Genomic DNA, 25,647 nt, shown 5'->3' on the forward strand with positions numbered 1-25,647 from the left:
CCACGATCAGACACATGATGAATTTCCTAGTCAAGACGATCGCCAACGCGGGCGCCCTCGCGGTCGCGGTGTGGCTGCTCGACAAGATCACCCTGACCGGTGACAGCACGGGCAAGGAGATCGGCACCCTGCTCCTGGTCGCCCTGCTCTTCGGCCTGGTGAACGTCCTGGTCAAGCCGGTCGTGCAGCTCCTCAGCCTTCCCCTGCTCATTCTGACGCTCGGACTGTTCACCCTGGTGGTGAACGCGCTGATGCTGCTGCTCACCTCCTGGCTCGCCGACCAGCTCGACCTGAGCTTCCATGTGGAGGGCTTCTGGACGGCCATACTCGGCGGTCTGATCATCTCTGTCGTCTCCTGGGCGCTCAACGTCGTCCTGCCCGACGGGGACCGGGCGCGATGACCTACCGCGTCTGCTTCGTCTGCACCGGCAACATCTGCCGCTCCCCGATGGCCGAGTCGGTCTTCCGCGCGCGGGTGGCCGGGGCGGGGCTCGACGACCGGGTCGAGGTGGACAGCGCCGGTACGGGCGGCTGGCACGAGGGCGAGGGCGCCGACCCGCGCACGGTGACCGTGCTGCGGGAGCACGGCTACGACGCCGGGCACACCGCCCGGCAGTTCGACCCGTCCTGGTTCGGGCACCTCGACCTCGTCCTCGCACTCGATGCCGGTCACCTCCGGGCACTGCGGCGACTCGCCCCGACGGAGGAGGACGCCGGCAAGATCCGTCTGCTGCGTTCGTACGACCCCGCCGCCGACGACGACCTCGACGTGCCGGACCCCTACTACGGGGGCGCGGAAGACTTCGACGCGTGTCTTGAGATGGTGGAGGCGGCGAGCGAAGGGCTGCTCGCCGCCGTTCGCGCGCACGTGGAAGGACAGGCTGCATGAACTATTCGACGACGGGTGCGGACCACGGCCCGGAGCTCCCCGCCCGGGCGGGTGACGGCACCCGCGCGGTACGGGCCGGTCTGCCCGAGCCGGTCAAGCACGAGCCGACCCTGCCCGGCCCCGTGTTCGCCGCCCACTTCCACCTGCCCGGCGCTCCCACCGGCCCGTACACCTACGGCCGGGACGAGAACCCGACCTGGACGCTGCTGGAACGGGCCATCGGCGAGCTGGAGGCGCCCGGGCGCGACGATGCCGAGACCCTGGTCTTCGCCTCGGGCATGGCCGCCATCTCCTCGGTGCTCTTCTCCCAGCTCCGCGCCGGGGACGCGGTCGTCCTGCCGAACGACGGTTACCAGGCGCTGCCCCTGGTGCGCTCCCAGCTCGAGACGTACGGCATCGAGGTGCGCACCGCCCCGACCGGTGGCGACGCCCAGCTCGACGTCCTCGACGGGGCGAGGCTGCTGTGGATCGAGACCCCCTCGAACCCGGGACTGGACGTGTGCGACGTGCGCCGGCTCGCCGAGGCGGCACACGCCCAGGGCGCCCTGGTCGCCGTCGACAACACCCTCGCGACGCCGCTCGGCCAGCGCCCGCTGGAACTCGGCGCCGACTTCGCGGTGGCCAGCGGCACCAAGCAGCTCACCGGGCACGGCGACGTGCTCCTCGGCTACGTCACCGGCCGCGACGCGGCGGCCATGGCCGCCGTCCGACGCTGGCGCAAGATCGTCGGTGCGATTCCCGGTCCCATGGAGGCCTGGCTCGCGCATCGCTCGATCGCCACGCTCCAGCTGCGCGTCGAGCGCCAGAACGCCACCGCGCTGGCGCTCGCCCTGGCGCTGCGGGAACGGCCGGAGGTGACGGGGCTGCGTTATCCGGGGCTGCCCGACGATCCCTCCCACACGATCGCCTCGCAGCAGATGCGGCGCTACGGGTGCGTGGTCTCCTTCACGCTGCCCACGCGCGCGCGTGCGGACCGTTTCCTCGACGCGCTGCGGCTCGTGGACGACGCGACGAGCTTCGGCGGCGTTCGGTCCACGGCGGAGCGGCGCGGGCGCTGGGGCGGGGACGCGGTGCCCGAGGGCTTCATCCGCTTCTCGGTGGGCGCCGAGGACCCGGAGGACCTGATGGCGGACGTGCTGCGCGCCCTGGCCGAGTCCGCCGCCTGACCAGCCGCCGCGGACGGGAACGGACGCCGTGCGTCCGGCGCACCGCGGCGGACGGTCCGAGCCTCCCCCCTCGTGGCTCGGACCGTCCTCGGTTCCGTGCACGAAGAACCGCACGACCAAGGCTAGTTGACTCGGTGTCAGTGTCCAATCACCCTAGCGACAGCGACCTATCGACTTATTTATAGCTGGCCGCAACCGGCCTGCAGCGGGGGCCGACAAGGGAGGGCGTGCCGTGGATCTGGCCTTGCTGCGGACCTTCGTGACCGTGCACCGGGCCGGTTCCTTCACCCGTGCCGCCGCCCTGCTCGGACTTTCCCAGCCGGCCGTCACCTCTCAGATACGAGCGCTCGAACGGCAGGTGGGGCGGCCCCTGTTCCTGCGTCAGGCGCGCGGTGTGACACCGACGACCATCGGGGACGAGCTCGCCCACAAGGCAGCACCGCATCTCGACGCCCTGGTGGAGATAGCCGAGTCCGGGCTGGAGGAGGATTCCTCCTTACGGACGCTGCATCTGGCGGGACCCCCGGAATTCACCGCCGAGCGGGCGCTGCCCGCGCTCACCGAGCTGACCGGTGAGGACGGCCATGGCTTCGCCCTGCGAGCCTCCTTCGCCAGCGACGAGGAAACCTTGGAAGGGCTCGCCGCCGGACACCACGATCTGGCCATCAGCACGGCCCGGCCACGCGGGGCCCTGCTCTCGGCGACCGCGCTCTGCGACGAGGAGCATGTGCTGATCGCCGCCCCGCACTGGGCCGGGCGGATCGGCTCCGGCACGGTCCGCCGGGACGGTCCGTCCGCCCTGGAGCAGATCCCCGTGGTCGAGGTGCACGAGTCGCTGCCGTTCGTCGCCCGTTACTGGGCGTCCGTCTTCGATTCCCGGCCGGTCGCCCCGGCCACCGTCGTCGTCCCGGATCTACGCGCGGTGCTGGCCTGCGCCGGCGCGGGGGCGGGGCTCGCGGTGCTGCCACGCTACCTGTGCGCGGGTGCACTGGAGCGGGGTGAGGTGACGGCCCTCCACGAACCGGCGGTGCCCCCGCTGCGTACGTACTTCCTGGTGGTGCGGACCGGCACGCTGGCGATGCCGCACATCGCGCGGGCCCACGACTGGCTGGAGCAGGCCGCCACCGACTGGTGCTGACCGGCCGGGGCGGGTGTCATCGCGGGAGACCGGCCGGTGGACCGCACGATGTTTCACGTGGAACCAGCCGGGCCACATTTCCTCCATGACCGTCCGACCCGTGGTCAAGCGCACCGCCCGAGCCGTTCTGCTCGAGGGCGAGAACCTGATTCTGATCAAGCGCACCAAGCCGGGCATGGATCCCTACTGGGTCACCCCGGGCGGCGGGGTCGAGCCGGAGGACTCGACCGTCGTGGACGCCCTGCACCGGGAGGTGCACGAGGAGCTCGGCGCGAAGATCACCGATGTGGTGCCCTGCTTCGTCGACACCGTGGAGCACATCGGCGAGGACGGCGGCGCCACCGGCGTGAAGGTGCAGCACTTCTTCGTGTGCCGCCTGGAATCGATGGATCCCTCCCTGCGGCACGGCCCGGAGGTCGACGAACCCGTCGGCGAGTACGAGATCGTCCGTGTGCCGTTCACCCGGGTCGGTATCGCCTCCGTCCATCTCGTGCCGCTGTCGCTGCGGCACTATCTGGACGGCAACATCGAAGGGGTACGCGCCATGCACGCCCCCGACCTGGGCTGACCCGCAGGCCGCGCGCAGATGGCCGAAAGCTCGGCCGATTCTGTGGAAACGGGTGGACGCCGAAGGCCCTCGTCGGACAGCCTGACCTGCGTGCCGACACCTTCCCTCGCCTCTCTGCCCATCCGCCGTCTGACGCTCCGCGACCTCACCGCCTGCGCCGACTTGTCCGAGGACCGGGGGTGGCCACGGGAGGAGCACAAGTGGGGTCTCCTTCTCGCGGCCGGAAAGGGGTACGGCATCGACGACCCCGGCGGCGGCCTGGTCACCGCGTGCGTCGTCACCGAGTACGGGCGGCGGGAGCAGCCCGACCTCGCGGCCATCGGCATGGTCCTGGTCGCCGAACGGCATGCGCGCCGGGGCGTGGGACGCCGGTTGATGCGTCACGTCGTCTCGACGATGGGCGTCACGCCCCTCACGCTGCACGCGACCCCCTTCGGCCGACCGCTGTACGAGGAGCTCGGGTTCAAGGTCACCGGCCGGGCCGAGATGGTGCGGGGCCACTTCGTCCCCTCGGGTGCCGGACCGGAGGTCGCCACGCGTGCCGCCACCGCGGAGGACCTCCCGGCGATCCTCCGGCTGGACGAGGAGGTGTTCGGGACGGACCGCACGCACATCGTCACCCGGCTGCCCGCCTTCGCCGATCAGTTGCGCGTCGCCGAGGAGGACGGGCGGATCATCGGGTACGCGGCGGCCTGGCCCAACATGGACACCCAGGTCGTGGGCCCATTGATCGCCCGTGACACCGCGACGGCCAAGGCCCTCGTCGCTTCCCTCGCGGCCCACACCGGCCGGCCCCTGCGCACCGACATCGATGTGCGGCACGCCGAGCTGCTCGACTGGGTGAAGGAGCACGGGCTGGCCTCCGTCGCGTGCAATGCCGTCATGACGTACGGGATCACGGAGCTGCCCGGGGACTGGAGCCGGCGGTTCGCCCCGGTGACGGTCGCGGCGGCCTGACAGCCGCACCCGCGCGCAGCGCGACGCCGGTCCCGAGAGTTCCCGACCGGTGCCGAGGCCGAACAGGATGAGCACATTTCATACGCGAGCACAATAATTGCAAACGCGGGCTATATGCAATCGCTCACTATTGCGAATGTGCTCTACCCTGATGGCAGCAGCTCCTGGACGGAAGAAACGCCCATGACGGCCACGGACGCCGCGCTCACCGCCCTCGCTCAGGGCTGGTGCGCACTCTCCCTGCTGCACGGGAGGATCGAGGCCCACATCGAGCGCGCCCTTCAGACCCGGCACGACCTGAGCGTGCGGGAGTACTCCCTGCTCGACGTACTGAGCCGCCAGCATGACGGCGACGGTGGCCATCTCCAGATGAAGCAGGTCGCCGACGCGGTCGTGCTCAGCCAGAGCGCCACGACCCGCCTGGTCACCCGGCTCGAGGACCGGGGCCTGCTGGAGCGCTATCTGTGCCCGACCGACCGGCGCGGCATCTACACCAACGTCACCGAGTCGGGCCTCGAGCTCCTGAGGGAGGCACGGCCGACCAATGACACCGCCTTGCGCGAGGCCCTCGACGAGGCCGCGAAGAACCCGGAGCTGGCCCCGCTCGTCCGGACCGTGGAGACGCTGAGGGCGCCGGTGCCCGCATAGGGTGCCGGCATGGAAGATCTTGAGATACGCGGCGCGGCCGCCGGCGACCTTCCCGCGATCGTCGGCATGCTCGCGGACGACCCCCTGGGCGCCCAGCGTGAGTCCCCGGACGACCTCCGTCCGTACCGGGCCGCGATGGAACGGCTCGCCACCGATCCGAACCAGCACCTGGTCGTCGCGGTCCGCGAGGGGCGCGTCGTCGGCACACTGCAGCTCACGATCGTTCCGGGGCTGTCCCGGCGTGGCTCCACCAGGTCGATCATCGAAGGGGTCCGCATCCACGCGGACGAGCGCGGCAGCGGCCTGGGCAGCCGGCTCATCGAGTGGGCGATCGACACCTCCCGCCGCGAGGGTTGCCGACTGGTCCAGCTGACCTCCGACAACACCCGCACCGACGCCCACCGGTTCTATGAACGCCTCGGCTTCACGGCCTCCCACGTGGGCTTCAAGCTGTCCCTCTGACGAAGCGCTCGGGGTCGTGTTTCACGTGGAACATGACCCCGCACCCGCTCACCCGAGGCCGATGGTCAGCCGATGCCGCGCCACCCCTCGGAGTCCACTCCGCCCGGCACGGGAGCTCCCTCGTCATACGGCCGGCGCGTGAACACGAAGGACCCCAGGTCGAGATGGCTCACCTCCCCGTCCGGTCGCCGCACGGGCCGCAGGATTTCTCCGGCGTAGTAGCCCTCCAGCCCCACCCAGGTGCCGTCCCCGTTCGAGCGGAAGCGTGAGCGCCGGCCGTTGCCGGACAGTGGCTCCAGCGAGACGATCCCGTCGGCCGACAGCCGCAGCGCGAAGGCGTACGTCCCCCAGTACCACTCACCCGCCAGTTCCAGTACCGCGGGATCGGCCTGCCGCAGCGGCTGCCACGGCTCGGGGACACGTGGTTCCGCCTCGGCGACGATCCGCACCAGATCGGCGGCGACCGAGAACGGCGCGGGACCAGAGGTGCAGTTGGCCAGGACCACCGCGCCCACGTCGTCCGCCACGCCCATCGCGACGCAGGCGAGGAAGCCCGGAAGCGAACCGGTGTGACCCCAGAGAGCACGCCCGTGCTGGTGGCGGAGCTCCATGCCCAGGCCGTACGTATAGCCGTCGGCGACGTCCGCCGCCTCCACCGGTGTCGCCGGCGTCCTCATCTCCCGCACCGACTCGGCGCTCAGTACTCGCTCGTCCCCCTCGGCCAGGAAGGCCACGAAGCGCGCCAGGTCCCGTGTCGTCGACCACAGTTGGCCGGCGGGCGCCATCAGCCCGAGATCCTCCAGGGGCTCGGGCAGCATCACATCCGCCCACGGATGCACCGCCCAGCCGCCGGCGTGCGGCGCCTCCGGTCGCGCACTCGTACGGCGCAGACCCAAGGGCTCGAGCACCTCCCGCCGCAGCACCTCCTCCCACGGGGCACCCCGCAGTTCCTCGACGAGGGCGCCCAGCACCGCGTATCCGGGGTTCGAGTAGTGGAACCGCCTGCCCCTGGGGTGCAGCAACGGCCGTTCGCCCAGCAGGTCGGCCAAGCCGGGCCGCAGGGTGCCGGGAGTCCGCTCCCACCAGGGGCCGGGCGTCTCGGCGGCCAGCCCACCGCTGTGCGAGAGCAGCTCGGCAATGGTCGCCTCGCCCACTCCGGTGCCCGGCAGGTGTTTGTCCAGCGGGTCGGAGAGGTCCAGCGCCCCCTCGTCGCGCAGCCGGAGCACCAGAACGGCGGTGAACGTCTTGGTGATCGAACCGACCCGGTACTGCACGTTCTCGTCCGGGCCATGGCACGCAGCCGAGGTCCGTGCTCCCGTCCACACGGTCCTGCCGCCCCGCACCACGGCCGCGACGAGCGACGGCGCACGCCCTTCGGCCTGGGCGACGGCGATGCGGTGCAGCAGGGCGCGCCGCGTCCCGGGCAGCAGTTCTTCCTCAGATGTCGTCATGCCCTCAGTCCAGCACGCCTGCAGGACGAGGGACGGTGGTACGGCTGATCAGGTCTGCGCCATGTCCACGAAGCGCGAGTAGTGGCCCTGGAAGGCGACCGTGATCGTCGCCGTCGGACCGTTTCGGTGCTTCGCCACGATGAGGTCGGCCTCGCCCGCCCGAGGGGACTCCTTCTCGTAGGCGTCCTCGCGGTGCAGCAGGATGACCATGTCGGCGTCCTGCTCGATGGATCCGGACTCACGCAGGTCGGAGACCATCGGCTTCTTGTCGGTGCGCTGCTCCGGGCCACGGTTCAGCTGGGAGAGCGCGATGACCGGGATCTCCAGCTCCTTGGCGAGCAACTTGAGGTTTCGGGACATGTCCGAGACCTCCTGCTGCCGGCTCTCGGCACGCTTGGAACCGCCGGACTGCATCAGCTGGAGGTAGTCGATGACGACCAGCTTCAGATCGTTGCGCTGCTTCAGACGACGGCACTTGGCGCGGATCTCCATCATCGACAGGTTCGGGGAATCGTCGATGTAGAGCGGTGCCGCCGAGACGTCCGGCATCCGGCGTGCCAGGCGCGTCCAGTCCTCGTCGGTCATCGTTCCGGAACGCATGTGGTGCAGCGCGACGCGCGCCTCCGCAGAGAGCAGACGCATCGCGATCTCGTTGCGTCCCATCTCGAGCGAGAAGATGACGCTGGGCAGGTTGTTCTTGATGGACGCCGCCCGCGCGAAGTCCAGGGCGAGCGTCGACTTGCCCATCGCGGGACGAGCGGCGATGACGATCATCTGTCCCGGGTGGAGACCGTTGGTGAGTGAGTCGAAGTCGGTGAACCCGGTGGGTACTCCGGTCATCTCGCCGCTACGGGACCCGATCGCCTCGATCTCGTCGAGGGCGCCCTCCATGATGTCGCCGAGCGGCAGATAGTCCTCGCTCGTGCGCTGTTCGGTGACGGCATAGATCTCCGCCTGCGCACGGTTGACGATCTCGTCCACGTCGTCGTCGGCCGCGTATCCCATCTGGGTGATGCGCGTACCGGCCTCCACCAGACGGCGCAGCACGGCGCGCTCATGCACGATCTCGGCGTAGTACGCCGCGTTCGCCGCGGTGGGGACCGTCTGGACGAGGGTGTGAAGGTAGGAGGCCCCGCCGACCTTGTTGATCTCGCCACGCTTGGTCAGCTCCGCGGCGATCGTGATGGGGTCGGCCGGCTCACCCTTGGCGTAGACGTCGAGGATCGCGGTGTAGACGGTTTCGTGGGCCGGCTTGTAGAAGTCGTGGCCCTTGAGGATCTCGACGACGTCGGCGATGGCGTCCTTGGACAGCAGCATGCCGCCCAGGACCGACTGCTCGGCGTCGAGATCCTGGGGCGGCACCCTCTCGAACGCGGAGCCCCCACCGTCCCATCCGCCGCCCTCCGGGCCGCGGTCGTGCTGCTCGTCGCGGCCCCGGCCGCGGTCCTCACGCCGGCGGGAGGCGGGCAGACGATCACTGGGACCGCTGTCGGCCCACGGGTCGTCCAAGGGCTCGGAAATGCTCACCGAGCCACCTCCTCCCGTCCGCCGAGCGGACCTCGCCGTGCCTCTCTGTTCTACGGCACGGCACTGACAAATAAGAGGCCCAACTCCGTTTGTCGCGCGCCGGATTTGTGGCTTTTCTGAAACCGGCGGACGGAGCGGGCGCCGGACCACCGTAGGCCCGTCGGCAGCGTCAGCCAATCTGGTTATCCACAGGCCATGTGGACGACGGGCCCAATGCTGTGGAGAACTCCGGGAAACCTGTGCACGAGACGGTGGACAGCCCTGTGAACAAGCCCGGAACTCACCTAGGGCGGCGCTCCTGACCTGCATGTTTACCATCCACCGGCTGTGCAGAAGAAAAACTTTCCCGGTCGGATCAAGATCGCTTCATGCGGTGTACGCAAGCCCACACCCTGCGCCACTAAGTAAGGGCCAGTCATGCTTTGCACTTCTTACCTGTGGACGATTAGATTGGTGCACATGACACAGGCCCCCGCGCGCCGCGGAGCAACTCGACGGCAGCACGACCGAGAGATCGTCATGCTGGCGGTTCCGGCCTTCGGCGCCCTCGTCGCCGAGCCGCTGTTCGTCATGGCGGACAGCGCCATCGTCGGCCATCTCGGAACCGCACAACTCGCCGGGCTCGGCGTCGCGTCGGCTCTCCTGATGACCGCCGTCAGCGTCTTCGTCTTCCTGGCCTACGCAACCACGGCCGCCGTCGCCCGACGTGTGGGAGCAGGGGACCTCCCGTCGGCCATCCGCCAAGGCATGGACGGTATCTGGCTGGCGCTGCTCCTCGGTGCTGTCGTCCTGGCCGTCGTCCTGCCCACAGCACCCGCCCTCGTGAACATCTTCGGTGCCTCCGACACTGCGGCCCCCTACGCGACGACGTATCTCCGGATCTCCACGCTCGGCATACCGGCCATGCTCGTGGTGCTCGCCGCGACCGGTGTCCTGCGCGGACTCCAGAACACCAAGACACCTCTCTACGTGGCGATCGCCGGCTTCGTCGCCAACGCCGTACTCAATGTCGCCCTGGTCTATGGCGCCGACCTGGGTATCGCGGGCTCCGCCTGGGGCACCGTCATCGCGCAATGGGGCATGGCCGCGGTCTACCTCACCGTGGTGCTCCGCGGAGCACGCAGGCACGGGGCATCCCTGCGCCCGGACGCCGCCGGCATCAGGGCCTCGGCTCAGGCAGGTGTCCCGCTGCTGGTGCGCACCCTCTCTCTTCGCGCCATCCTGATGATCGCGACGGCCGTCGCCGCCCGCCTGGGCGACTCCGACATCGCGGCGCACCAGATCATCCTTTCCCTGTGGAGCCTGCTGGCGTTCGCATTGGACGCCATCGCCATCGCCGGGCAGGCCATCATCGGGCGCTATCTCGGGGCCGGCGACGCCCTGGGGGCCCGCCAGGCATGCCGTCGTATGGTCGAGTGGGGTATCGCGGTCGGTGTTGTCCTCGGCGTCCTGGTGATACTCGCCCGGCCGGTCTTCCTGCCCCTGTTCACCAGCGACGCCACGGTCACGGACGCGGCGCTGCCCGCACTGGTACTCGTGGCACTGTCACAACCGATCTGCGGCATCGTCTTCGTCCTGGACGGCGTGCTGATGGGCGCGGGAGACGGACCGTATCTGGCCTGGGCGATGCTGCTGACCCTTGCGGTGTTCACTCCGGCCGCCCTCCTGGTCCCCGCATTCGACGGCGGGCTCACCGCCCTGTGGGCCACGATGACCCTGATGATGACCGTACGCATGCTGACCCTGTGGGTGCGTACCCGTTCGGGCCGCTGGATCGTCACGGGCGCGGCACGCTGACTGTTTCACGTGAAACACGGCCATGGGGGCCGCATCCCGAAGGATGCGGCCCCCATGCTCACTGCTTCAGCGAGTCGGCATTCAGCCGGCGACGACCTCGATGTTGACCTTGGCGGCAACCTCGGGGTGCAGACGCACGGACGTCTCGTGGGCGCCCAGCGTCTTGATCGGCGTACCCAGCTCGATACGGCGCTTGTCGACCTCGGGACCACCGGCGGCCTTGATCGCGGAAGCGATGTCGGCCGGGGTGACGGAACCGAAGAGACGACCGGCGTCGCCGGAGCGGACGGCCAGGCGGACCTTGACGCCCTCGAGCTGAGCCTTCACCTGGTTGGCCTGCTCGATGGTCTGGATCTCGTGGATCTTGCGAGCACGACGGATCTGCTCGACGTCCTTCTCGCCACCCTTGGTCCAGCGGATCGCGAGCTTCCGCGGAACCAGGTAGTTGCGAGCGTAACCGTCCTTGACGTCGACGACGTCGCCCGCGGCACCGAGACCGGAGACCTCGTGGGTGAGGATGATCTTCATGAGTCGGTCACCCTTCCCTTATCGCGCGGTGGAGGTGTAGGGCAGCAGCGCCATCTCACGGCTGTTCTTGACGGCCGTGGCGACGTCACGCTGGTGCTGCGTGCAGTTGCCGGTCACGCGGCGGGCACGGATCTTGCCGCGGTCGGAAATGAACTTCCGCAGCATGTTCGTGTCCTTGTAGTCCACGTACGTGACCTTGTCCTTGCAGAATGCGCAGACCTTCTTCTTAGGCTTGCGCACAGGCGGCTTCGCCATGGTGTTTCTCCTGTGTGATCAAGAAGTGTGGGTACGGCCCGCCTAGAAGGGGGGCTCGTCCGAGTAGCCGCCGCCGCTGCTGCCGCCGGAGCCACCGCCCCAGCCACCGCCGCCGCCCTGCTGGCCACCAGCGGGAGCGCCGGTCGCCCACGGGTCGTCGGCGGGAGCGCCGCCGCCCTGCTGGCCGCCGCCGGGACCGCCGCCCCAGCCGCCGCCGCCCTGGCCGCCGCCGCCACCGCCGCCGTAGCCACCCTGACCACCGCGGCCGGTGGTCTTGGTGACCTTGGCCGTGGCGTTGCGCAGGCTGGCGCCGACTTCCTCGACGTCCAGTTCGTAGACCGTGCGCTTGACGCCCTCACGGTCCTCGTAGGACCGCTGCTTCAGCCGGCCCTGCACGATGACGCGCATGCCTCGCTGGAGCGACTCGGCGACGTTCTCCGCCGCCTGGCGCCAGACCGAGCAGGTCAGGAACAGGCTCTCGCCGTCCTTCCACTCGTTCGTCTGGCGGTCGAAGGTGCGGGGGGTCGACGCGACACGGAACTTCGCGACGGCCGCACCGGACGGGGTGAAGCGCAGCTCGGGGTCATCGACAAGATTGCCGACGACCGTGATGACGGTCTCGCCTGCCATGGGGGAACCTCTCGGCGGGTTTGCTGCTGGCTGCTGGTGCTGCTACTCGAATCCCGAGATCAGCTGAGCGGAAGAGCTCAGTGGGTCTCGGGGCGGAGGACCTTGGTCCGGAGGACCGACTCGTTCAGGTTCATCTGGCGGTCGAGCTCCTTGACGACCGCAGGCTCGGCCTGCAGGTCGATGACCGAGTAGATGCCCTCGGGCTTCTTCTTGATCTCGTACGAGAGACGACGACGGCCCCAGGTGTCGACCTTCTCGACCTTTCCGCCGCCGTCACGGACGACAGAGAGGAAGTTCTCGATCAGCGGGGAGACAGCGCGCTCCTCGAGATCGGGGTCGAGGATGACCATCACCTCGTAGTGACGCATGTGGAACCCACCTCCTTTGGACTCAGCGGCCACGGTCGTTCCGTGGCAGGAGGGTCGTGATGCGTTGCGCAACGATGCCTGTCAGTAAAACAGCCGCCACTGACAATCGAGGTCGGGCGGCGGTTTCCCAGACCGGCCGGGACGGGCCGCGGCCCTGCCCTGCTCCTGCCTGGCTCTGTCCGGACAGACACCGGTGCAGACGCTACAGAGTACCCGCACAGCGGCTCCCGGTTGAAATCAGGCCGTGAGACCCCCCAATCTGTACACATCGGGTGTGTACGGCGCTACGATCCGCCGCTTTTCGCAGGAGGTGCCCCATGGCACAGGCATTGCGACCCAACACCGCCGGAGGCCTTTTCGCCACGGACGGCAAGCCCCACCCCCTCCAGGACACCCTGCTCGCGGTGACCCTGGTGCTGGGCGTCACGTCCTTCATCACGGCGATGTTCCACCATCTGCACCTGCTCAGCTCCTGGACCGGCCTGGTGGGAATCCTCACCGGCGCGTACGGCCAGTGGATCTCGGTGACGACCCGCGAGCGCTTCGGTCTCATCCTGGGCCTCGGTGCCTCGGCGGTCGGCTTCTTCCTGGGCATGGCGCACGGTGGCCTCTTCGGCGGGATCGGCTGACCGACCTCAGGCACCACCCGTTCCGAACATCGTCCAGCGCCCCGGCCGACGGCAGGCCGGGGCGAAGGCCCCCTGTGCCCAACCGGGGCGCACTCAAGGCGCAGTAGGCTTCGCGCGAGAGCCGGAGCCCCTGACCCCATGGGGACACACCAGCCCGAGGAGCGCCCCGAATGAGCCTGACCCTGAGGACCATCAGTCGAGAGCAGCATCTGGCCTACATCCAGAGCCTGCCGTCGGCGAGCCACATGCAGGTCCCGGCCTGGGCTGATGTCAAGGCGGAATGGCGCTCGGAGAACCTCGGCTGGTTCGACGACCGGACCGGTGAGCTGGTCGGTGCGGGTCTGGTCCTCTACCGGCAGCTGCCCAAGATCAAGCGGTACCTCGCCTATCTGCCCGAGGGCCCGGTCATCAACTGGTTCGCCCCGAACCTTCAGGAATGGATCGAGCCCATGCTCGCGCACCTGAAGCAGCAGGGGGCCTTCTCCGTGAAGATGGGTCCGCCGGTGATCATCCGGCGCTGGGAGGCCTCGACCATCAAGAAGGGCATCCAGGACCAGGACGTGAAGCGTCTGCGCGACTTGGAGGCCGACTTCATCGAGCCCCGCGCCTTCGAGGTCGCCGACAAGCTGCGCCGCATGGGCTGGCAGCAGGGCGAGGACGGTGGCGCCGGCTTCGGTGACGTCCAGCCCCGCTATGTCTACCAGGTGCCGCTGGCGAACCGCTCGCTGGAAGAGGTCCACAAGAACTTCAACCAGCTGTGGCGCCGCAACATCAAGAAGGCGGAGAAGGCCGGGGTCGAGGTCGTCCAGGGTGGTTACGACGACCTGACCGAGTGGCAGCGGCTCTACGAGATCACGGCTGTGCGCGACCACTTCCGGCCGCGCCCGCTGTCGTACTTCCAGCGCATGTGGACGGCCCTCAACACCGAGGACCCCAACCGCATGCGGCTGTACTTCGCCCGGCACAACGGCGTGAACCTGTCCGCGGCGACGATGCTGATCGTCGGCGGGCACGTCTGGTACTCCTACGGCGCCTCCGACAACATCGGCCGCGAGGTCCGGCCCTCGAACGCGATGCAGTGGCGGATGCTGCGCGACGCCTACGCGCTCGGTGCCACCGTCTACGACCTGCGCGGCATCTCCGACTCGCTGGACGAGACCGACCACCTCTTCGGTCTGATCCAGTTCAAGGTGGGCACCGGCGGCCAGGCCGCCGAGTACCTCGGCGAGTGGGACTTCCCGCTGAACAAGCTGCTCCACAAGGCGCTCGACATCTACATGTCGCGCCGCTGACCCGCACTTCGTCACGGTCTTCGTCTTCGTAGCCCCGAGGGCTTCGTTGGCTCCCATACCTTTGATACACCGCAGCCACGAGAAAGGTTCCAGGTCCGGCCATGGCGCTCACGCTCTACGTCGACACCGCGCGCTGGCGGGCGCATCACAAGCACGTGCAGGAGCAGTTCCCGGGTCTGGTCCCGGTCTGCAAGGGCAACGGCTACGGCTTCGGCCACGAGCGTCTCGCCGAGGAGGCCACCCGGCTGGGCTCCGACGTCCTGGCCGTCGGCACGACGTACGAGGCCGCCCGGATCAAGGACTGGTTCGGCGGTGACCTGCTCGTGCTGACACCGTACCGGCGGGGCGAGGAGCCGGTACCGCTGCCCGACCGGGTCATCCGCTCGGTGTCGTCGGTCGACGGCGTGTACGGCCTGGTCGGTGCCCGCGTGGTCATCGAGGTGATGTCCTCGATGAAGCGACACGGGATCAGCGAGCAGGATCTGCCCCAGTTGCACTCCGCGACAGAGAACGTCCGGCTGGAGGGCTTCGCCATCCATCTGCCGCTCGACCGCACCGACGGCTCGGACGCCGTCGAGGAGGTCATCGGCTGGATGGACCGCCTGCGGGCGGCCCGCCTCCCGCTGCACACGATGTTCGTGAGCCACCTCAAGGCCGACGAACTCGCCCGGCTGCAGCAGCAGTTCCCGCAGACCCGCTTCCGGGCCCGGATCGGCACCCGGCTGTGGCTGGGCGATCACGAGGCGACCGAGTACCGCGGCGCGGTCCTCGACGTCACGCGCGTCGCCAAGGGGGACCGGTTCGGCTACCGGCAGCAGAAGGCCGCATCCGACGGCTACCTGGTGGTTGTGGCGGGCGGCACCTCGCACGGAGTGGGCCTGGAGGCCCCCAAGGCCCTGCACGGGGTCATGCCGCGCGCCAAGGGCGTCGCACGCGCCGGTCTGGCCACGGTAAACCGGAACCTCTCGCCGTTCGTCTGGGGCGGCAAGCAGCGCTGGTTCGCCGAGCCGCCGCACATGCAGGTGTCGATCCTTTTCGTGCCGGCCGACGCACCGGAGCCGAAGGTCGGCGAGGAGCTGGTCGCCCATCTCCGGCACACCACCACGCAGTTCGACCGGCTCGTCGACCGCTGACATCGAGAGGGCCGGGCACGGGTGTCCGTGCCCGGCCTTTCCCGTGCCCGAGAGGGCCGCCCTTACGCCGTTCGCTCAGAGCGAACCGCCGGTGGCACCCGCCCGGCCCCATTCGACCTGGGGCCCTTCGAAGTGGGCCGCGTGCCGCGCGGGACGGGCCGCGGGACCGAGCACGAAGACGTCGTCCGCCCCGTCGAGGACGCCACCCGAGGGATCGTCGTCACCGGACCGGCGTACCGGGTCCCGGTCCGGCATCAGGATGTCGCGCACGACCATGGCACACAGGTAGAGCGTCCCCAGCAGATGCATGCCGATGACCCAGTGGTAGCCGTCCGTCGGCAGGCCCTTGTGGGCGTCCCCGCTGGTCGTGTACGCGAGGTACATCCAGATGCCCAGGAAGTACGCCACCTCGCACGTCTGCCAGACGAGGAAGTCCCGCCATTTGGGCCGCGCGAGAGCCGCCAGCGGCACCAGCCACAGGACGTACTGCGGCGAATAGACCTTGTTGGTGAGGATGAACGCCGCAACGACCAGGAAGGCCAGCTGGGCGAACCGGGGCCGACGGGGAGCCGCGAGCGCGAGTGCCGCGACACCCGCGCAGCACAGCAGCATCAGCAGCGTGGCGAGCGTGTTGACCGTGTCGGTGCTCAGCGGGTCGTCCGAGTTCTGGGCCATGATCAGCCAGAAGGACCCGAAGTCGACCCCTCGTTCCTGGCTGAAGGTGTAGAACTTCGACCAGCCGTCGAAGGCGAACAGCATCACCGGACCGTTCACGACGAGCCAGGCGACGGCCGCGCCCGCGAGGGCCGCGCCGTACTGCCTCCAGCGGCCCGCGCGCCAGCACAGCACCAGCAGCGGCCCGAGCAGCAGCACGGGATAGAGCTTGGCGGCCGTGGCCAGGCCCAGAAGGACACCGAAGGCCAGGGAACGCCCCCGCGACCACATCAGCATCGCGGCTGCCGTCAGAGCGACCGCCAGCAGATCCCAGTTGATCGTCGCGGTCAGCGCGAAGGCCGGCGCCAGCGCGACCAGCAGACCGTCCCAGGGCCGCCGTGCGTGCGTGCGGGTCACGCAGACCGCGATGACGGCCGCGCACGCCATCAGCATTCCGGCGTTGACCATCCAGTACCACTGCTCCTGCACCTGGATGCTGCCGCTGCCAGGGGTGAGCCAGGCGGCGACCTCCATGAACACACCGGTCAGCACGGGGTACTCCAGGTACTGCATGTCCCCGGGGAGCTTGTCGAAGTACGGCACCAGCCCGTCGGCGAAGCCGCGCCCCTGGTACAGGTGCGGGATGTCCGAGTAGCAGGCGTGCGTGTACTGGGAGCCGGCGCCGAAGAACCATGCGCCGTTGTAGCAGGGCGCCTTCTGCACCAGCCCGAGGGCGAACATGCCGATGGCCACGAGCGCGATCACCCGCACCGGGGTCCACCAGTACCGGCCGGGCAGGGCACGCCGTCCGAGCGGACCGCCGATCAGCTCGCTGCCGGCCGCGGCGACCCGGTCCTCCCCGGTCGGCCGCACCGTCTCCGGCGCGTGGACGCTCGCTTGCGTCGATTCTCCACTGGGCATGCCGCACATCCTGCCGTACGAGGCCAGGGATACGCCGAGGGCCGCCGTACCCGGTGGGTACGGCGGCCCGTGTTTCACGTGAAACACCCAAGCCGGACGATACGACGACTAACCGGCCGGGCCTCCGAAGAGACCGCCCCCGTTGCCGTTGCCCTTGCTGGTCCCGGTGTCACCGCTTTCGGTGGGCGTCGGTGACGTGCTCACGCCTCCGTCCGTACCACCGGTGTCCGTGCCGCCGGGACCGGTACCCCCCGTCTCCTCTCCGTCCTTGCACCGGAAGTCGAACGGTGCGCACGTTTCGGTCTCCGTGGGCGGCGGCGGCGTGGTCTCGGTCTCCGTGGGCGTCGGCGGCGCAGAAGGCGTGGGCTCCTCGGTCTCCGTCACCGTCGGAGTCGGGGACGGTGCCCCGAACCCGTCGGCGATCTCACCGATCTCCTCCGCCTCGGGGAATCCGGGATCGGACTCACCCTTGAGCGCGGCCTTCATGAACTCGGTCCACACCTCCGTGGGGATGTCACCACCGTGGATCGAGTCCTTGCCCGCCGTGCCGTTCATGGAGAGCAGTTTGTGGCTCTTCGGATCCTCACGGAACATCGTGACCGAGGTCGACAGCTGTTTGGTGTAGCCGACGAACCAGGCCGACTTGTTCTCGTCGGTGGTACCCGTCTTGCCGGCCGCCGTACGCCCCAGCTCCAGCGCGTGCCGGGCGGTGCCGTTCTCGATCACGTTCTCCAGCATGTCCGTGACGTTGTTCGCCACGTTCTCGGGCATGGCCTGCTTGATGCGCGGCTTCTCGAAGCCGGGCAACTCCGCACCCTTGTGCTTGACGGAGGTCACCGAGTACGGGTCGGCCTGCTTGCCGGACGCCGCGAACGTCGCGTAGGCGTCGGCCATGCGGATGGCGCTGGGGGTCGAGGTACCGAGCGCGAACGAGGCGTTGAGCCCCGCGAAGCTCTCCTTGAGAATGCCGGACCTCTCGGCGAGATCCGCCACGTTCTTCATCCCCACATCCATGCCGAGCTGCACGAACGGGGTGTTGACGGACTGCTCCATCGCCTTGCGCAGGGTGATGTAACCCCACGGACGGTCGCTCTCGTTCTTCTGGAGGAAGGGCGTGTTGTCCTTCTTGAGGACGAAGGATCCGTCGTTGTTCCTGATCTTCAGCTTGTCGTTGCCGTTGTACTTGCTGAGCGGTGAGATGCCGACGCCGTCGGTCTTGTACGTGCCGTGCTGCATCGCGGCGGCCATCACGAACGGCTTCCACGTCGAACCGACCGGGACACCGGACGTGTCCGCGTTGTTGTTGAAGTGGCCGTTCTCGAAACCGGCGCCACCGTAGAGCGCCACGATCGCACCGTCATTGGGCTTCACGGTCGCCGCACCGAACTGGACGTGCTTGTCCAGCTCGCGCTTCGGGTCGATGTTCTTCTTCTCGACCTTCTTGACGGCCTTGGCCAGCGCGTCGACCTTGTCCTTCTCGAAGGTCGTGTAGATCTGGTAGCCGCCCTGGTCGAACTGCGCCTCCGTGACGTCGGCGTTCTTCAGCACGTACCGCTTCGCGGTGTCGACGAGGTAGCTGATCTGCCCGGTCATGCCCTTGGTCGCCTTGCGGCCCTGCGGCATGGGGTACTTCTTGGTCGCCTGCTGGTACTCGGCGTCCGTGAGGTGCCCGTCGGCGTGCATCTGTTCGAGGATCCAGCCCCAGCGGTTCTCGGAACGCTCGCGGTTGACCTCGGGAGTGGCCGAGGCGTCGAGGTTCGGGTTGCCCGCGGGGTCGTAGTACGTCGGGCCCTTGAGCAGGGCGGCGAGGAAGGCGCACTCACTGGGCTTGAGGTCGACCGCGTCCTTCCCGTAGTACGTCTGGGCGGCGGCCTGGATGCCGTAGGCACCGCGGCCGTAGTACGAGGTGTTCAGGTAGCCCTGGAGGATCTCGTCCTTGGTGAGCTTCGTGCCCACCTTGATCGAGATGAACATCTCCTTGAACTTCCGGGAGATCGTCTGCTCCTGGCTCAGGTAGGTGTTCTTCACGAACTGCTGGGTGATCGTGGAGCCACCCTGCGTGTCCTCACCCCGTGCCATGTTGCCGAGCGCCCGGGCGATGCCCATCGGGTCGATGCCGGAGTCGTCGTAGAAGCTCTTGTTCTCGGCCGAGATCACCGCCCACCGCATGGCTTCGGGGATGCGGTCGATCGTGACGTTCTGCCGGTTCTGGCCGCTGCCGGTGGCGACCATCTGGCTTCCGTCCGCCCAGTAGTAGACGTTGTTCTCGGACAACGCCGCGGCGTTCTCCTCACTGGGCACGCTCACCATCGCGTACCCGATCCCCGCCACGGCCACCAGGCTGCCCAGGAAGGCGAGGAACAGGCCGGACACGAGCTTCCAGGACGGCGTCCAGCGGCGCCAGCCGTCCTTGTCGTGGCGCGGATAGTCGATCGCCCGCTTCCTGCCGGGTGGGGCCGCACGCCCTCTGCCCCGGCCGGGCGAGGCGGGACCGGTACGCCGGGCCCCGCCCCGCTGCGCCGCGCGCCGCGCCTCGGCGCGGCTGCCGTACGTATGCTCCTCACCCCCCGAGCCGCGGAAACCCGACCCATAGGAATCGGACGGAGATCCGGTGGCGCCTCGCGGTGCCGCGCGGCGGCCGGAGGACGAGCCGGACTGGCCGCGTCGGGCCGCGGCACGTCCGCCTCCCTGCGGCTGCGGCGGTTTGCGACGGTGCTCGCTCATCGAACGACTACTCCTCGGGCAGGCGCACCCTTGCGCGCCTGGAAACGGCGGCTGGTTTCCGGTCCCCCCGAAGTACGGATGCGGCGCTTTCCGCATTCACCCGTACCGCACCGGGGACAGAGACGCCCCCGGGCGTCACTCGGTTCCCGGTGGTGTGCATGGCGCACAGACTACGCACCACCAAAACCCGCCGAGCACAGAAGTTCACCTCAAATCAGGCAACTTGCTCGCAACGAAACGGTGATGTGATCCCGTTCACTCTTCTCCCCCTTGTCGCTTCCGGAAGGCCGTTCTATCGTCGTGATGTATCGAGTCGATACATCAGCCCGACATAAAGGCGGCGCCGAGCCGTCCACGAGACCGTCACGGCACGACCGCGGCAGAGGGGAGGCGACGATGAGCCGGCGTTCCGGGATCCTCGAGTTCGCCGTACTCGGCCTGCTCCGCGAATCCCCGATGCACGGCTACGAGCTGCGTAAGCGACTCAATACGTCACTGGGTGTGTTCCGTGCGTTCAGCTACGGGACGCTCTACCCCTGCCTCAAGACGCTGGTCGCAAACGGCTGGTTGATCGAGGAGCCGGGGAACACCACCGAGGACGCCCTCGCCGCTCCGCTCGCGGGGCGCCGCGCCAAGATCGTCTACCGGTTGACGGCGGAGGGTAAGGAGCACTTCGAGCAGCTGCTCTCCCAGACGGGACCGGACGCCTACGAGGACGAGACCTTCGCCGCGCGGTTCGCCTTCTTCGGGCAGACGTCGCGCGACGTCCGTATGCGCGTGCTCGAGGGCCGCCGCAGCCGGCTGGAGGAGCGCCTCGAGAAGATGCGTGCTTCCCTGGCCCGGACCCGGGAGCGCCTCGACGACTACACGCTCGAGCTCCAGCGCCACGGGATGGAGTCCGTGGAGCGCGAAGTGCGCTGGCTGAACGAGCTCATCGAGAGCGAGCGGGCCGGGCGGGACCTGAAAGGGTCCGCCACCGGAGGGTCCGCTCAGCAGGACACCACATCTGGAGCGCCGGGCGGCCTGCCCCGGCCGGGGGACGAACCCCGGCCGGATTCGCCCGACGACACCGCCACGTGAGACCCGCTCAGGGCCTCACTCGTACACACAGGGAGCAACCGGAATGGGTTCGGTTCGCGTAGCCATCGTCGGCGTGGGCAACTGCGCGGCGTCGCTGGTGCAGGGAGTCGAGTACTACAAGGACGCCGACGCGGCAGCCAAGGTGCCGGGCCTGATGCACGTCCAGTTCGGCGACTACCACGTCGGGGACGTCGAGTTCGTCGCCGCCTTCGATGTGGACGCCAAGAAGGTCGGTCTCGACCTCGCGGACGCCATCGGCGCCTCCGAGAACAACACCATCAAGATCTGCGACGTCCCCAGCACCGGTGTGACGGTCCAGCGCGGCCACACCCTCGACGGCCTCGGCAAGTACTACCGCGAGACGATCGAGGAGTCCGCCGAGGAGCCGGTCGACGTCGTCCAGGTCCTCAAGGACAAGCAGGTCGACGTCCTCGTCTGCTACCTGCCCGTCGGCTCCGAGGACGCGGCGAAGTTCTACGCCCAGTGCGCCATCGACGCCAAGGTCGCCTTCGTCAACGCCCTCCCCGTCTTCATCGCCGGCACCAAGGAGTGGGCGGACAAGTTCACCGAGGCGGGTGTCCCGATCGTCGGTGACGACATCAAGTCCCAGGTCGGCGCCACCATCACGCACCGCGTCATGGCGAAGCTGTTCGAGGACCGGGGCGTCATCCTGGACCGCACGATGCAGCTGAACGTCGGCGGCAACATGGACTTCAAGAACATGCTCGAGCGCGACCGCCTCGAGTCCAAGAAGATCTCCAAGACGCAGGCCGTCACCTCGCAGATCCCCGACCGGGAGCTCGGCGAGAAGAACGTCCACATCGGCCCGTCCGACTACGTCGCCTGGCTGGACGACCGCAAGTGGGCCTACGTCCGCCTGGAGGGCCGCGCCTTCGGTGACGTCCCGCTGAACCTGGAGTACAAGCTCGAGGTCTGGGACTCCCCGAACTCCGCCGGCGTCATCATCGACGCCCTGCGCGCCGCGAAGATCGCCAAGGACCGGGGCATCGGCGGTCCCATCCTCTCGGCGTCCTCGTACTTCATGAAGTCCCCGCCGGTGCAGTACTTCGACGACCAGGCCCGCGAGAACGTCGAGAAGTTCATCAAGGGCGAGGTCGAGCGCTAGGACCTCCCCGATGCGGGCAGTTGAGGGTCTCCGGGTCGTATGGCCCGGGGACCTTCTTCGTATGTGAGGCTGTGCCCCATGGCCGTCGTCCGTGACCTGCGCGTTCTGCTGCGCTTTCAGGGCTTCAGACGCCTGCTCGCCGTCCGGGTGCTCTCCCAGGGCGCCGACGGCGTCTTCCAGGTCGCGCTCGCCTCTTACGTGGTCTTCTCGCCGGAAAGGCAGACGTCGGCCGCAGCGATCGCCTCCGCGATGGCGGTGCTGCTCCTCCCGTACTCCCTGGTGGGGCCCTTCGCCGGGGTCCTGCTGGACCGCTGGCGCCGCCGCCAGGTGTTCCTGTACGGCAACCTGCTGCGCGCTCTGATGGCATCCGTGACCGCCCTCCTCATCCTCGGCCAGGTGCCCGACTGGCTCCTGTTCGTCTCCGCTCTGTGCGTCACCGGAGTGAACCGCTTCGTCCTCGCGGGACTGTCCGCCGCGCTGCCGCGCGTGGTCGACAGCGAGCGGCTGGTCATCGCCAACTCCCTGTCACCGACCGCCGGCACACTCGCCGCGACAGCAGGGGGCGGCCTGGCCTTCGTCGTCCGCCTGCTCGTCGCCGATTCCGATGCGGCGGTGGTGCTCGTGGGCGCCGCGCTGTACCTGTGCGCGGCCATGGCATCACTGCGCATGGCGAAGGAACTGCTGGGCCCCGACCGGGCGCTGGTACGTCCCCGGCTGTCCACGGCGCTCACCGGCACCGTGCGCGATCTGAGGGCGGGGGTGCGTCATCTCGCCGAACCACCGCGCAGAGGGGCGGCCTGGGCGCTGACGGCGATGTCGCTGATGCGGTTCTGCTACGGCGCCGTGCTCGTCCTTCTGCTGATGCTGTGCCGGTACGCGTTGACCTCGACCACGGACGAGGGACTGGCCCTGCTGGGACTGGCGTTGGGGGCCTCGGGCGCCGGCTTCTTCGCCGCGGCCGTCATGACCCCCTGGGCCGCCGGGCGGCTCGGTCCCGGTCGCTGGATCGTGGTGTGCGCCGCGTCAGCCGCGGTGCTGGTGCCCGCGCTCGGCCTGCCGTTCGCCGCCGGCCCGCTCCTGGCCGGGGCGTTCGTCCTGGGGCTGACCACCCAGGGTGCCAAGATCGCCACCGACACCATCGTGCAGTCCACCGTCGAGGACGGCTTCCGCGGCCGGATCTTCTCCCTGTACGACGTCCTGTTCAACGTGGCCTTCGTCGGCGCCGCCGCGGTGGCCGCCCTGATGCTTCCACCCGACGGCCGATCCGTCCCGCTGGTGGTAACAATCGCCGTTATCTACGGAGCAGTAGCTATGGCTATGGCCCGCTTTGCCCGTCAGTAAGTGTCACATCAACGCCACAGAGCTTTCCAGGGCTACAGAGTTGTCAGTGCGGGCCGGTAGCTTACGTGCGTCTTATCAGCGCATCGTTCGCGCCACGCACCCATGTTCTAGGGGGACTCCCAAGTGACCACTCCGCCGCCCCAGGGCAACCCGTTCGCACAGGGGCAGCAGCAGCCCTACGGCCAGCCCCAGGGCCAGGCCCCCTACCCGCCCCAGGGCGGCTTCCCGCAGCAGGCCGGCCAGCCGGGCTTCCCCCCGCCGGGCGCCCCGGTCCCGCCCCAGCAGGGCCGCAAGATCAGCTTCAAGATGATCAAGAACATCGTCATCGTTCTGGTCGTTGCGGGTGTGGCCATCGGCGGCTACATCTCGAGCCGGGACGACGCCAACACCGCCGCGGTCGGGGACTGCATGCACCGGGGCAGCTCGGACGACAACAGCCCGGACCTCGAGGTCGTGGACTGCGGTGACGCGAAGGCGCAGTACACGGTGCTCGCCAAGATCGAAGGAAACTTCTCCGGTCTCACAGCCCAGACGAAGTGCGATGCGGCGGCCAAGGACTTCGAGTACGTCTACACGGAGACCAACGGCAGCAAGAGCTTCCTTCTCTGCTTGAAGGACAAGTAAGGACGAGTAAAAGAGACGGACAGGGCGGTGTTTCACGTGAAACACCGCCCCCGCCATGTCAGCGGGGTTCAGCGGGGTCATGTTTCACGTGAAACATGACCCCGTTCGCACGCTCAGTCCTGCTGCGCGGACCACCACTCCTTGAGTGCGGCCACCGCCGCATCGTGCTCCATCGGACCGTTCTCCAGCCGGAGCTCCAGCATGTGCTTGTACGCCTGACCGACAGCCGGGCCCGGCTTGACGCCGAGGATCTCCATGATCTGGTTGCCGTCGAGGTCCGGACGGATGGCGTCCAGCTCCTCCTGATCCTGGAGCTGGGCGATCCGCTCTTCCAGGCCGTCATACGCGCGGGAGAGAGCGGCGGCCTTGCGCCGGTTGCGGGTGGTGCAGTCCGAGCGGGTCAGCTTGTGCAACCGGCTGAGGAGTGGGCCGGCATCGCGGACGTAGCGGCGGACGGCGGAGTCCGTCCATTCACCCGTGCCGTAGCCGTGGAAGCGCAGATGAAGCTCGACGAGACGTGAGACGTCCTTCACCAGCTCGTTGGAGTACTTCAGCGCCGTCAGACGCTTCTTCGTCATCTTGGCCCCGACCACTTCGTGGTGGTGGAACGAGACACGGCCGTCCTTTTCGAACCGGCGGGTTCGGGGCTTGCCGATGTCATGCAGCAGGGCCGCCAGCCGAAGGGTCAGGTCGGGGCCGTCCTCCTCCAGAGCGATCGCCTGTTCAAGAACGATCAGCGAGTGCTCGTAGACGTCCTTGTGCCGATGGTGCTCGTCCCTCTCCAGGTGCAGGGCCGGCAGCTCGGGCAGCACGTACTCGGCGATCCCGGTGTCCACGAGCAGGGACAACCCCTTGCGGGGGTGCGTGGACACGATCAGTTTGTTCAGCTCGTCCCGCACGCGTTCCGCGGACACGATCTCGATGCGCCCGGCCATCTCCTTCATCGCGGTGACGACCTCGGGCGCCACCTCGAAGTCGAGCTGAGCGGCGAACCGAGCGGCCCGCATCATCCGCAGGGGGTCGTCCGAGAAGGACTCCTCGGGGGTGCCCGGGGTGCGCAGCACACGCGTCGCGAGGTCGCCGAGACCGCCGTGCGGATCGACGAACCTCTTCTCCGGCAGGGAGACGGCCATCGCGTTCACGGTGAAATCGCGGCGCACGAGATCCTGCTCGATCGAGTCGCCGTACGACACCTCCGGCTTGCGGGAGGTGCGGTCGTAGGCCTCCGACCGATAGGTGGTCACCTCGATCTGGAAGCTCCGGTCGGTGTCACCGACCCGCGCGTTCTTCTGCGCACCGACCGTTCCGAAGGCGATCCCGACCTCCCAGACGGCGTCCGCCCAGGGGCGCACGATCTTCAATACGTCCTGCGGATGCGCGTCGGTGGTGAAGTCCAGGTCGTTGCCGAGACGGCCGAGCAGCGCGTCGCGCACCGAACCGCCGACCAGGGCGAGTGAGAACCCTGCCTCCTGGAAGCGGCGGGCGAGGTCGTCGGCGACAGGGGCGACCCGGAGCAGTTCGCTCACGGCGCGGTCCTGCACCTGGCTCAGGGCACTGGTTTCTTCGTTGGCGTTCGGCACAACAGAAGAGGGTACGTGGCCCGAACGGCCGGAACCTCCTCCATTATGTGCGCGCGGACACCCCCGTCGATACACGGACAAGGCCCGCCTCTCACGATCTTGTGGTCCGGTCCGCGGCACTTCCCCTCAGCGCACATCGTTACCATGCCTGGACGCACA

General features: G+C 68.7%; 25 protein-coding genes. 16 read left to right on the plus strand and 9 right to left on the minus strand.

Translation table 11 applies throughout. The features are described from left to right. The first annotated feature begins 14 nt into the window (after positions 1-14). The 8 genes from BU52_RS20030 (at position 15) to BU52_RS20065 (ending at position 5,828) form a co-directional block, all read left to right on the plus strand. Positions 15-401: a phage holin family protein gene (locus BU52_RS20030; RefSeq protein WP_037936257.1), complete on the plus strand. Its 387-nt coding sequence runs from the start codon at positions 15-17 to the stop codon at positions 399-401. Continuing rightward, the gene (locus tag BU52_RS20035; RefSeq protein ID WP_037936260.1) at positions 398-889 is read left to right on the plus strand and encodes a low molecular weight protein-tyrosine-phosphatase; all 492 of its coding nucleotides are present in this window, start codon (positions 398-400) and stop codon (positions 887-889) included. Before BU52_RS20030 ends, BU52_RS20035 begins: the two co-directional genes overlap by 4 nt. Further along, positions 886-2,055 carry a cystathionine gamma-lyase gene (locus tag BU52_RS20040; protein WP_037936262.1) on the plus strand — a complete coding sequence of 390 codons (1,170 nt, stop codon included), beginning with the start codon at positions 886-888 and terminating at the stop codon, positions 2,053-2,055. The genes BU52_RS20035 and BU52_RS20040 overlap by 4 nt, the downstream gene beginning before the upstream one ends. A gap of 232 nt (positions 2,056-2,287) precedes the next feature. Beyond that, positions 2,288-3,193 (plus strand): LysR family transcriptional regulator, encoded by a 906-nt coding sequence (locus BU52_RS20045; RefSeq protein WP_037936265.1) that lies wholly within the window; start codon positions 2,288-2,290, stop codon positions 3,191-3,193. An 85-nt stretch (positions 3,194-3,278) separates the two neighbouring features. Then, entirely contained in the window at positions 3,279-3,761 is a 483-nt protein-coding gene (locus BU52_RS20050) for an NUDIX domain-containing protein (protein WP_037936266.1), read from the plus strand. A gap of 90 nt (positions 3,762-3,851) precedes the next feature. Then, complete coding sequence (locus BU52_RS20055) at positions 3,852-4,718, plus strand: GNAT family N-acetyltransferase (RefSeq protein ID WP_037936268.1); 867 nt, start codon at positions 3,852-3,854, stop codon at positions 4,716-4,718. Positions 4,719-4,901: 183 nt separating this feature from the next. Beyond that, positions 4,902-5,366, plus strand: a complete 465-nt coding sequence (locus BU52_RS20060) for a MarR family winged helix-turn-helix transcriptional regulator (protein WP_037936270.1) — start codon at positions 4,902-4,904, stop codon at positions 5,364-5,366. A 9-nt stretch (positions 5,367-5,375) separates the two neighbouring features. After that, on the plus strand, positions 5,376-5,828 hold the full coding sequence (locus BU52_RS20065; RefSeq protein ID WP_037936273.1) for a GNAT family N-acetyltransferase: 453 nt from the start codon (positions 5,376-5,378) through the stop codon (positions 5,826-5,828). Positions 5,829-5,893: 65 nt separating this feature from the next. Here the strand turns inward: BU52_RS20065 and BU52_RS20070 are convergent, their stop codons facing one another. Next, positions 5,894-7,279 carry a serine hydrolase domain-containing protein gene (locus BU52_RS20070; RefSeq protein ID WP_037936276.1) on the minus strand — a complete coding sequence of 462 codons (1,386 nt, stop codon included), beginning with the start codon at positions 7,277-7,279 and terminating at the stop codon, positions 5,894-5,896. Between the two features lie 48 nt (positions 7,280-7,327). Then, a complete protein-coding gene (gene dnaB, locus BU52_RS20075) occupies positions 7,328-8,806 on the minus strand; it encodes a replicative DNA helicase (RefSeq protein WP_037936279.1) in 1,479 nt (492 codons plus the stop codon). Between the two features lie 459 nt (positions 8,807-9,265). Between dnaB and BU52_RS20080 the strand changes: the two genes are divergently transcribed. Beyond that, positions 9,266-10,603, plus strand: coding sequence for an MATE family efflux transporter (locus BU52_RS20080; RefSeq protein WP_037936281.1), 1,338 nt, complete (start codon positions 9,266-9,268; stop codon positions 10,601-10,603). A gap of 81 nt (positions 10,604-10,684) precedes the next feature. Here the strand turns inward: BU52_RS20080 and rplI are convergent, their stop codons facing one another. The 4 genes from rplI to rpsF form a co-directional block, all read right to left on the minus strand. Continuing rightward, positions 10,685-11,131 (minus strand): 50S ribosomal protein L9, encoded by a 447-nt coding sequence (rplI, locus tag BU52_RS20085; protein ID WP_037936284.1) that lies wholly within the window; start codon positions 11,129-11,131, stop codon positions 10,685-10,687. An 18-nt stretch (positions 11,132-11,149) separates the two neighbouring features. Next, positions 11,150-11,386 (minus strand): 30S ribosomal protein S18, encoded by a 237-nt coding sequence (gene rpsR, locus BU52_RS20090; RefSeq protein WP_003949403.1) that lies wholly within the window; start codon positions 11,384-11,386, stop codon positions 11,150-11,152. Positions 11,387-11,428: 42 nt separating this feature from the next. Further along, a complete protein-coding gene (locus tag BU52_RS20095) occupies positions 11,429-12,016 on the minus strand; it encodes a single-stranded DNA-binding protein (protein ID WP_037936286.1) in 588 nt (195 codons plus the stop codon). 77 nt (positions 12,017-12,093) lie between these two features. After that, a complete protein-coding gene (rpsF, locus tag BU52_RS20100) occupies positions 12,094-12,384 on the minus strand; it encodes a 30S ribosomal protein S6 (protein WP_004985983.1) in 291 nt (96 codons plus the stop codon). A gap of 317 nt (positions 12,385-12,701) precedes the next feature. On the opposite strand from rpsF, the gene BU52_RS20105 reads away from it, so the two are divergent. The 3 genes from BU52_RS20105 to BU52_RS20115 all read left to right on the plus strand — a co-directional run bounded on the left by BU52_RS20105 (position 12,702) and on the right by BU52_RS20115 (position 15,438). Beyond that, a complete protein-coding gene (locus tag BU52_RS20105; RefSeq protein ID WP_037936289.1) occupies positions 12,702-13,013 on the plus strand; it encodes a hypothetical protein in 312 nt (103 codons plus the stop codon). Positions 13,014-13,183: 170 nt separating this feature from the next. Next, positions 13,184-14,305 (plus strand): peptidoglycan bridge formation glycyltransferase FemX, encoded by a 1,122-nt coding sequence (gene femX, locus BU52_RS20110; protein ID WP_037936292.1) that lies wholly within the window; start codon positions 13,184-13,186, stop codon positions 14,303-14,305. Positions 14,306-14,406: 101 nt separating this feature from the next. After that, on the plus strand, positions 14,407-15,438 hold the full coding sequence (locus tag BU52_RS20115) for an alanine racemase (protein ID WP_037936294.1): 1,032 nt from the start codon (positions 14,407-14,409) through the stop codon (positions 15,436-15,438). A 75-nt stretch (positions 15,439-15,513) separates the two neighbouring features. Here BU52_RS20115 and BU52_RS20120 read toward each other — a convergent pair whose 3' ends face one another. Further along, on the minus strand, positions 15,514-17,022 hold the full coding sequence (locus BU52_RS20120; protein ID WP_037936296.1) for a glycosyltransferase family 87 protein: 1,509 nt from the start codon (positions 17,020-17,022) through the stop codon (positions 15,514-15,516). Between the two features lie 99 nt (positions 17,023-17,121). Next, positions 17,122-19,737, minus strand: a complete 2,616-nt coding sequence (locus BU52_RS20125; RefSeq protein WP_200881219.1) for a transglycosylase domain-containing protein — start codon at positions 19,735-19,737, stop codon at positions 17,122-17,124. A 396-nt stretch (positions 19,738-20,133) separates the two neighbouring features. Here BU52_RS20125 and BU52_RS20130 point away from each other — a divergent pair, with 396 nt between their 5' ends. The 4 genes from BU52_RS20130 to BU52_RS20145 all read left to right on the plus strand — a co-directional run bounded on the left by BU52_RS20130 (position 20,134) and on the right by BU52_RS20145 (position 23,908). After that, positions 20,134-20,817: a PadR family transcriptional regulator gene (locus BU52_RS20130; RefSeq protein ID WP_037936300.1), complete on the plus strand. Its 684-nt coding sequence runs from the start codon at positions 20,134-20,136 to the stop codon at positions 20,815-20,817. Positions 20,818-20,860: 43 nt separating this feature from the next. Further along, positions 20,861-21,943: an inositol-3-phosphate synthase gene (locus BU52_RS20135; RefSeq protein WP_037936301.1), complete on the plus strand. Its 1,083-nt coding sequence runs from the start codon at positions 20,861-20,863 to the stop codon at positions 21,941-21,943. Between the two features lie 78 nt (positions 21,944-22,021). Continuing rightward, on the plus strand, positions 22,022-23,284 hold the full coding sequence (locus tag BU52_RS20140) for an MFS transporter (protein ID WP_037936302.1): 1,263 nt from the start codon (positions 22,022-22,024) through the stop codon (positions 23,282-23,284). A gap of 123 nt (positions 23,285-23,407) precedes the next feature. Continuing rightward, complete coding sequence (locus tag BU52_RS20145) at positions 23,408-23,908, plus strand: LppU/SCO3897 family protein (RefSeq protein ID WP_037936304.1); 501 nt, start codon at positions 23,408-23,410, stop codon at positions 23,906-23,908. Positions 23,909-24,021: 113 nt separating this feature from the next. Here BU52_RS20145 and BU52_RS20150 read toward each other — a convergent pair whose 3' ends face one another. After that, on the minus strand, positions 24,022-25,488 hold the full coding sequence (locus tag BU52_RS20150; protein ID WP_407702051.1) for a CCA tRNA nucleotidyltransferase: 1,467 nt from the start codon (positions 25,486-25,488) through the stop codon (positions 24,022-24,024). Between the last annotated feature and the right edge of the window lie 159 nt (positions 25,489-25,647).

The sequence above is a fragment of the Streptomyces toyocaensis genome (assembly GCF_000725125.1).
GTDB classification, from domain to species: Bacteria; Actinomycetota; Actinomycetes; order Streptomycetales; family Streptomycetaceae; genus Streptomyces; species Streptomyces toyocaensis.